We start from the raw sequence: 9,921 nt of genomic DNA on the forward strand, positions 1-9,921 counted from the left end.
TTAAAAAGAATTTATGCCTTTAATTTCAATATATGCAAGAATAAAAATATCTCCTATATGAAAGAACTATGCTTAAATACTCAGACTGTGTAAAAAATAGAGAATTACTACTTAAATATATATGAGCTAGTAATTGGAAATATAAAAGGGATATGAAATACTGGATTAGTTACTTTCATCAAAATGAATATATGATTATTCATAAATGAGATATAACAGACCTAGCTTCAACTCCTTGTTTTGTACAATGTATTATACCAAAAGAAAAGTTCTTAATAAGTTGTATTCATGATGAGTGATATTCTTTAAGAGATACATTTATATATATAGAAGATAGAAATAATCTTAGTTTAAGATTTAAAGAACTTGAAAAGTATTGAGAATGGATTGATGATTATCATTTCTTACCAAATAAACAATTTTGGGACTTAATATTTTTACACTGAATGCAAGAAGAAAATCTAGTATTTTATTGAGAAAATAGTAAGAAACCTTATTTATGATATTTAGCGGTAAAGTATTTTTGAAACTCACATTATAAAAGTTGAAAATAATCTTTACAATGGCTTAAAAAATGATAAACTATAATAAATCTCCTAAATATTACTTACTTTATATTATGCTAGACTCAATTTTAACAGATATAGCTGTTTTTAAACAACAACATTCAACTATGAATAAAACTATTGATAGAATAGAAACTACTCAAAAAGAGGGTTTTTCAGAAATTAAAACTCTTATCAATGGTTTAGATAAAACTTTTGCGACTAAAGCCGAACATCAAGCTAACTCTATGAAAATAGATAATACTTCACAAAGAATGGCTAAAATAGAAAAAGGTATTTGGTGGTTTATAGGTCTTGTATGAGCTATATTAATTTGAGCAATTTTAGCAACTATTTTAAAATAAAGAATGACTATAAAAGTTTAACCTAAATAATTATGACTAATAGAGACATAAATAAACTTGCTCCAAACTTTAAACTAAAAGTAGAGCTTTTTTTAAAAGAAGTTTGAGATATTATATTTATTACAGAGGGGATTAGAACTAAAGAAAGACAAGATTACTTATATGCACAATGAAGAAGTGAACCATATTTAAAAGAATCAAAAGTAACTTGGGTAAAATATTCTAATCATCAAGACTGAATAGCTATAGATATTGCCTTTAAATGAGATAGTTTATATCCTAATAATATTGAACAATGGGACTTGATAGCTAGAATAGCAAATAAATACTGAATTGATTGGGGATATGATTTATGGGGAATAGATTTGCCTCATTTTCAAGATAATTGAAAACCTTATATTATTAAAGAAGAAACTATGAGTAAATTTGGTAAACTTATTACATATAAAGATTTAACTTATCCATCTAGTATATATTGAATCCCAGTAGTAGTTAAAAAAACAGATAGTGCTTGATTAATGTGATATGCTAGTATAAAATGATATGCTCCTAAATCTAAGAAAGATGAAATATTTATATCTGATAATACTTTTACTAATTGACAAGAGTATTTACTAAAGGTTATTATTCATGAAAGTTTCCATTTTTTCCAACATTTAGCATTTAGTGATGAACAAAACAAATATATAGAAGATTTATTTAAGTTTATTCCTGATAAAGTTAGTAATTATGCTAAAACATTACATTGGGAAGATTGAGCTGAAACTTTTGCTTATTGAAAAGTTTATATTGATAATAATAAAGAACTTCCAAAAGGTAAAGTGTGGGATGAAGCTCTAGACTTTAAATATAATGCTTATTTAAAATTCGTAGAAAGTAGAGAAAAAGAATTAATTAAATTAATTAAAGAAAGAAAATAATTATGGAAGAAGAATATAACTGAAGTGACTATCTTATCGGATATGTACAATTTGAACAAAGTGGAGATATTAATTAAACATTAAATATAGTTTTCTGTCAAGCTAAAATAGTCAATATGTTTTGCAATAAAATAAGATATAAGTTATAATACTTGTGTCTTATTTATTTTTTAACTTATTTTATATGAAAGAACAAGACATTTTAAATAAATATTTTACAGAGAGAGAACAATTAATTTTTAATAGAACACAAATAAAAATTAAAAACACTTTTCCTGTAATATGAAAAGATTTATGAGTAAGTAAACAATATATTGCTAAGACTTATAATAATATTAAATCTAAATATGATAAATTATATCTTAAACTAAAAGACTATGAAATGAAATAAATCCTTTAATAATATTACCCAGTTATGAGAATATATATTAAAAAGTAATCTTAAAGCTATGACTAGAGAATGAAATAAAGTAATTCTACATAATAATACTACATGAAATTATGTAGAAACTGTAACAGCTAATTTTAAATAATATGATAGTAATAAAAGATTTCTTTTGATTTTGAAAAGATTGATACCAAATTGATTGAACCATTTTAAGAGAGAAAAGACCATTAACAGAATATGATTTAGATTTTACTGATATAAGATATATTAATAACTGGCAATCTGAAATACTTAATAAGTTATGAAGAAAATTAGATAAAGAACATAATCAGTTTTTTCATACTAAAATAAGAAAAACAAGTAGAGTATTAAAGCAATATGAATATAAAAGAGCTTTTTATACTATGGAAGAGTTAGTATTCTTATCATGAAGAAATAAACAATATATATATAATCATTTATATAACTGAGAAAAACTAGAAACATTTTTAAACTTTAAAATTTAATTAAAACTTATGCCAATAAAATATAATCCTGACAAAGTAATAATAGTCAGTAACTGAGAAGAAATAATCTTTAGAACTAATAAAAAAGAATATGCCCACTTTTTATGAGAAGCATTTAAATGATTATAATATGAATAAAAAAGACACTTTAATACATTTAATGCTTATGTATCCTAAAAATTTTGAGGAATTATATAAATTTTTAAAAGAAGAGGAAGCAAAAGAAACTTTAAAAGCTAAACCATGCAAACTAAAAAACAAAGCCTAATAGAAAGCTTAACTAATGTAACTATATGATATATAACTGCTTTATTCTCACAATTACTAATATTCCCTATATTTAATATAGATGTTACATTTAGTGAGAATTTAGCTATATGACTATACTTCACAGTTATAAGTCTAGCTAGAAGTTACATAATTAGAAGATATTTTAATAAGAAGTAGTCAATTATTTGACAGAACAATATTTAATATGATAAACTTATTTCAGATAAGCAATTATCTTACATTTAATTTTTAATATAATATTATGAAAACAGAAACTATAGAAGTAAAATTTAATAATGGAGAACTAGAAAACCAATATAATAGAGCTTCAAGAATAAAAGCTAGAAAGTTTAAAAATACTATTCATAGAATAATGACTATATTACTTATAACAGCTTTAGTTTATGCTTTAGCTATATATAATAGTCCTGATGAAGCAAATGCTTCCTACGAGCAAATTCTTAGTGATATGAACCTAAATAGCTGTAGAATAACTCAGAATGAAGACTCACATATTAAAAAGGGTGGTTGAAGTATGTACGCTTATGATATAGCTTGTATAAGATGAGTTAGTTTTGAAGTAAAAGCACCAACTTATAGAAATGTATATTTAATAGAAAAAGTTTGATATGACCAAAGATTATGAAATTATGTTATTTTAAAAAATTCTGATTTAAGATTTGTTTATGCACATATTCAAAATACTAGAGATGTTTGAACATTAATATATCCTTGACAAACTTTTTGATATACTACTCTTAGTTGAATGAGCACCAATCATCATGTACATATAGAAACTTGGGCATATAGAAGTAATATAAGTCTTGAATATCTATATTGAGAAAAACCAGTTTTTAATGAAAAGAGTTTTGATTTAAGAATGCAAAGAAACATTGTAAGTGCTAAAGAAATAAACGAGATAATATTAGATTTTATAGATGATTTTGAATGATTAAGTTTAACTGCTTATGATGACTGAAGACAATATAGTATAGGATATGGTACGCCTAGTTATAAATGAGAAGTAATAAGTTTACAACAAGCAAAAGATAGAGCTAGAATAAGAATACAAGCCATAAGAGAAAAATATAATTTATTTGATTATGACTTAAATATTCAAAAAGCAGTTGTTAGTTTTGTTTATAATCTTTGAAGTTTAACAAATGCCCAATTACGGTTATTAGAAAATTGATTTTATACAGCATTATGAAACAATATATATAAATATAATTGAATATATAAAGTAAATAAATACTGAATAAGAGAAAAAATCATATTATGATGATTAAAAAAAAGGAGGACTGCTGAAAAATTACTTTTATTTTTATAAAAATTTGATTTATATAATAAAAAAGCTATAATTATATAGCTAAAACTTAATTATATATGAAACGAAAAAAGCTATTAAAGGTTGTTTTAGCGAACATATATCCCTTGATAGTTTTTTTTGTTATAACTAAACAAATATGGAAATATTTAAAGATATAAAATGATATGAATGAAAATATCAATCAAGCACATTATGAAGAATAAAAAGTTTATGAAGACTTGTATATAATCAACACGCTAGTTATAAAATACAGGATAGAATATTAAAGCATAAAAAACAAAATTGATGATATCTTCAAATAAATATATCAAAAAATTGAATAACTAATACTTATACAATACATAGATTAGTTGCACAAACATTTATTCCTAATCCTGAAAATAAACCACAAGTAAATCATATAAACTGAATAAAAATAGATAATAGAGTAGAGAATTTATGATGGTGCACGGCTAGTGAAAATCAACAACATTCTTGGAATAATTGATTAAACAAAATAACAAAAAATCATTGTTGTTATAAAAATCATCCAACTAAATGAAAATTTTGAAAAAATAATATTAATTCTAAAACAGTTTTTCAGTATGATAAAAATTTAAAATTAATAAAAAAATGGTATTCTATTTCTGATATAACTAGAGAACTTTGATTTTTTTGAAGCAATATATCTAATTGTTGTAATTGAAAACAAAAAACATATAAATGATGTATATGGAGACTTTAAACAATATGTAAAAGCCAATTGAGTTAAGTTAGGTGGTTTGGTTAAAAGAAGAAATGCAGAAGCTAATTTATTATAAGCACTCTTAAATAGAGTGTTTTTTCTTGCTTTAAAATAAAAACTAACTATACTAAACTCACTTACAACATATATATTTGAAAAACCAGTTAAATTATACCCAAGCCGTAAGGTCTGTGATATATACTAATAAGTCATTAAACAGGAATTAGATAGGCTAGTATTATCTTTAATCGCTGTTTTTTTCTTGCTTTAAATTCAATAAAATAGTTTTTTGAAAAAAGTCTTAGTTTTTATTTGACACAATGATATAAAAATATATAATAACTATGTTAACTTAAATTACATTCTTCTCACTATAAGCAATTTTCCTGAAAAGGGTGTAATTTGCAACTAAGATATATCTGTGAGAAGAATATATCTTTTTTGTTATATTACATTAAAGCATACAGACTAAGCTGAACAAATAATGTCGTATGTATACACAGCAAGCAATTTTAAGAGGATTGTGGGGTAACTTATCCAAAAGATGTATTCTATTGAGTGGTAAGTCCTTGAAAACTAGAACACTGGTTTAGTAAAATGAACACCTGCCAGTATAAAGCAATAATAGTTTTGAATATAATAACTTCTCGTATTCAAATATAGCAAATAACTATTATAATTAATCTAAACAGAAGCAGGGATAAGAATGAGCTATTATTAAAATTCTTATAGATGCAAACAAAAAATGAAAAAGCACTGCCTAATAAAATTTATTTTCTCCCTCTTTTAAGCTAACAATACAACTCATATAAGTTTTGTAGTAGGGAGAGATAACTTCACTATTTTTCAAAGCTGGCCTATATTTATTAAATACTATATTATGAAAAGAATTAAATTAAGAGATAATACTTTAAAATGAACTATATATATTTATATTAATTATACTTATTCTAAATACTGTGATGAGATATGAATAGAATTTGAAAATAAAGAATGATTATTATGACAATCAAATAATATAGATTGAATTTCTTATATATTTATTAAAGATAAAAAAGATTTACCAACTATAGTTCATGAGTTATTGCATTCAGTTAATTATATATTATGATATAAATGAATAGAAATAGAGGAAGAATTACAATGTTATTATCAAGAATATTTTTTCAGAGAATATTTAAGACAAATAAAGGCTAGAAAATAATTTAGTCTTTTTTATTTACTTTTATTTAAAATAGTCTTATAATGGAATTATCTTAACTTATAACTAAATAATATGATATTAAAAGAAAGAGTATCGTTACAAAAGAAACTAGAATATATAGCAAGTAAAGGAATATTTTATGATATTTGATTATGAGAGGCTTGATTAGAAGAACCATATAAAGCATATATATTAATACAAAGAGTATGACCTAATCCTAAAAAGGCTTATGTATCAAAATCAATAGCTAGAGTATTTGGACAATTATATAATGATATTAAAATATGAAATAAATGTAATTGTTGAGAAAATCAAGCTTGTAATAATTGTAATTAATAATAAATAACTATGAATATATTAGATTGGTTTTTACCAAAAGAAACATGGAAGAATCAATCTGAATTTAATTATTATTACAAAATATTTATAAATACAGCTAAAAGGAAAAAGAAAAACTGTAGTATTAAAATAAGTAATTCTAAATGGTCTTCTTTAACTTCATTCCATAGGCACTATAGTTGAAAAGCTAAAACACCAAGAGTAGAAAGGAAAGTAAGAAAACCAAGAAATAGAAAGCCTAAAACAGATTATAGAAAATATATAACAAGTAAAGAACGGTATACGAAAAGGAAATATTTTTTTATAAAAGCTAATTATTCGTGTGAATGTTGTAAAATATGATTTGAAAGCAAAAATCTAAGACTACATCATCATACTTATGCAAGAGTATGAAAATAAAGAAATAAAGATTTAGCTGTAGTTTGTTTAATTTGCCACGAGAAAATACATTTTGAAGATTGAGTTAAAGTAAAATTAAATGCAAAAACATTAAGACAAAGATTTTCAGAACTTAAGATATAAAAATCTGAACTGAAAAGCAATATATACTTTAGTTTATTTATTAACTAATTAACTTATGAAAGAAAGAAGAGATTATAAAAAAATATTTAAAGAAAGATGACATACTGAAGAAGAAATAAATAATCATTATGAGTATATTAAAAGGAAAAATGATAATAATAAAGAAAGATTAACTAAAATAAAAGAAGAATATATAGAAGAAATTGAAAGAGCTAAGAAATATTTTAAAAAAGTGAATCCGTCTCTGATATGAGATTGATTATGGGTAACAAACCATTTTTGAAGAATGTTTGTATATTGGGAAGATTTAGAAGATTATATAAAAAATCACTCAAATATATAGTTTCCTATTTTAGTCAAAGCAAAGACTATAAAACTCTTGGACTTCAAGTAAAAGACATAAAATGCCAAAATTCGCTATGAATAGGTTATAAATTTTGTGTTTTTGGCTTCTTATGTAGTAGCAGGAATTAGTCTACTATTTTATGGAATTTTATTCCACCATATTATATTGCCAAAACTACAAGAGGTAATACCTCAAACTTAATTCCATAATCCTAAGTAAGATACAAAACTGCTTATTTTAATTAATAACTTAAAATAATGATAACAAACAGAACAATTACAATAAGAGATGATAAATGAATTAAACAACATATAGTTATTGAAAATGATGATAATGTTATTATTAGTTATACTGATGATAGATATACAGAGATACAACAACAAGTATTTTAAAAATAAACTTGCAATTATATAAAATATAAGTATACTATGTACATAAATCCTTGTAACTACGACAACAAGTATTTATTATTTGAACTGAGGGTAAAAACATTGTCGTAGATGTCTTTACCTTTTTTTATTTATTAAATTTAAGATTATGAAAAAAGAATTATATATAGTAGCTAAGAATAATATACAACATAAAATTGATTTTTTCAAAGAAAGATTAAAACAATTAGATAATGAATATAAAAAATGAATTAAATTATGAAAACAACAACAAGCTAATAAAAGAAACGAGATATATATAATGAGAGAAGAATGAAGTAAATTTGAAGATATCGCAAAAATATACTCTTTATCAGTATCAAGAATAAGACAAATTTATCTATTTGAAAAAGAAAAAAATGTATGAATATAAACTAATCCGCTTAAACAATTCTGCATTACCTAAACTATGAAAGGAATGATGGAGTTTAACAACAATACATGAATGAGTAATGTATTTTCAGAGAGCTATTAAACAAACTAGAAATATTACAATAGACAAAGAAAGTCCTGAGTGGCTAGAGTTTATAACCTTATATAGAACTATTAATACTAAATGAAGTTACACAAAAACACTTATTAAGAAATATCACGAGGCTATTAAAAAGTTTCCTCATAAAGATATGCTTGATAAATTAGACCAATACAAAAGACATTTAGAATCATTTACATTAAAACCACCATTACAAGTTTCTACTTTCCTAAATCAAGAAAGGTACAGAGATGATTATGAGGTTACTAAGGTAGATTATACTAACAAATGGAAAGATGATATGTTAAAAGAGCAAAAAGTACCTAAAGAATGTATAGATGCTATTATGACTGAAAATAGTGCTTGGCTATCTACTCACTGAAAAACTAGAGAGATGTCAGCTTATATATTTCAAGGTATTATAGATAAGTATTACACTAAATATAATTAGCTATATTAGGTAAACAATTTAATATTTAATAAAACGATTATGAAAAATGTAATTAAAAAGAAAGATATAGAAAAATTAGATAGATGGGGAGATTATAATAATTTAGAATATGATTCTATTTATATAGTTCCTACATCTGAAAAATCAGATTGATATAAACTAGCTTATTATATAGGTAAGATATGAGATGAAGTTAAAATTATAGATAAATACGATTGTGGTTCTATGTTTTTAGATGTACAAGATACTAAATATTTTATGTTAAACTGGGATTTTGAAGATATTTACTGATGAATTAAATTTTGGAGGAATAATTGAAAGTTAAAATATGAATACTGAGGAAGAATATCTATAGTAACTAAATAACCACATACTAAAACCTAACTAAAGATGGAGCAAAGAAGAGATTATAAAAAAATATTTAAAGAGAAATGATATTCTGAAGAAGAAATTAAAATACATTATGAATATATAAATTATAAGAATTTAGTAAGTAGAAATAAAATAAAAGAAATTAAAATAGCATATAAAGAAGAATTTGAAAAAGCTAAGAAATATTTTACAAAAGTAAATCCATCTACAAAATGAGATTGATTATGGGTAACAAACCATTATTGAAGAATGTTTATATATTGGGAAGATTTAGATGACTATATTAAAAATCATTCTAACATAAATAAATAAACACAAGGGGAGTTTAATTAAATAATAAATAACTAAAAGAAAAAATGGAAGAGATAAGAAAAGCTATTATTGAATTAATAGAACCTTATATGGATAAGAGTTTGAGTGAATGATGTTATATAGAAAATCAATGAAGACTATGTAAAATTATTAATCAAACAGATTTCTGAGATTATAGAGTAAGTGTTTTATTGGAATGAATGTCTTTTGATAGTGTTTTGAAAAAATGAGAAATAGAAAAAATCCTTTGACACTATGATATAACAGCAGTATTGAAGTATATATGAAAAAGAAATGATATACTTAGAATATTATTTAAAAAAGATAAAATAGAGTTTCAAAAATGAGAAGCACCTATATATGAATTTAATACAGATAACAATGTTCAAAATTATGTTTCTTGTAGTTATTTATATATACCAAACAA

Annotated in this window: 4 protein-coding genes; all 4 read left to right on the forward strand. The window is 23.2% G+C overall.

The annotated features are described in order from the left end of the window. The first annotated feature begins 574 nt into the window (after nt 1-574). Nucleotides 575-868 (forward strand): hypothetical protein, encoded by a 294-nt coding sequence (locus PF569_05590; GenBank protein ID MDA3855709.1) that lies wholly within the window; start codon nt 575-577, stop codon nt 866-868. A gap of 1,986 nt (nt 869-2,854) precedes the next feature. Then, nucleotides 2,855-2,992, forward strand: coding sequence for a hypothetical protein (locus PF569_05595; GenBank protein ID MDA3855710.1), 138 nt, complete (start codon nt 2,855-2,857; stop codon nt 2,990-2,992). A 264-nt stretch (nt 2,993-3,256) separates the two neighbouring features. Then, nucleotides 3,257-3,526, forward strand: a complete 270-nt coding sequence (locus tag PF569_05600) for a hypothetical protein (protein MDA3855711.1) — start codon at nt 3,257-3,259, stop codon at nt 3,524-3,526. A 4,984-nt stretch (nt 3,527-8,510) separates the two neighbouring features. Then, the gene (locus tag PF569_05605) at nt 8,511-8,741 is read left to right on the forward strand and encodes a hypothetical protein (protein ID MDA3855712.1); all 231 of its coding nucleotides are present in this window, start codon (nt 8,511-8,513) and stop codon (nt 8,739-8,741) included. Nucleotides 8,742-9,921: the final 1,180 nt, after the last annotated feature.

This window comes from Candidatus Woesearchaeota archaeon, from assembly GCA_027858315.1.
Taxonomy (GTDB): domain Archaea; phylum Nanobdellota; class Nanobdellia; order Woesearchaeales; family UBA583; genus UBA583.

Coding starts and splice junctions, on each gene's coding strand:
- PF569_05590 (MDA3855709.1), top strand. CDS start 575: ATGATAAACTATAATAAATCTCCTAAATATTACTTACTTTATATTATG.
- PF569_05595 (MDA3855710.1), top strand. CDS start 2,855: ATGAATAAAAAAGACACTTTAATACATTTAATGCTTATGTATCCTAAA.
- PF569_05600 (MDA3855711.1), top strand. CDS start 3,257: ATGAAAACAGAAACTATAGAAGTAAAATTTAATAATGGAGAACTAGAA.
- PF569_05605 (MDA3855712.1), top strand. CDS start 8,511: ATGCTTGATAAATTAGACCAATACAAAAGACATTTAGAATCATTTACA.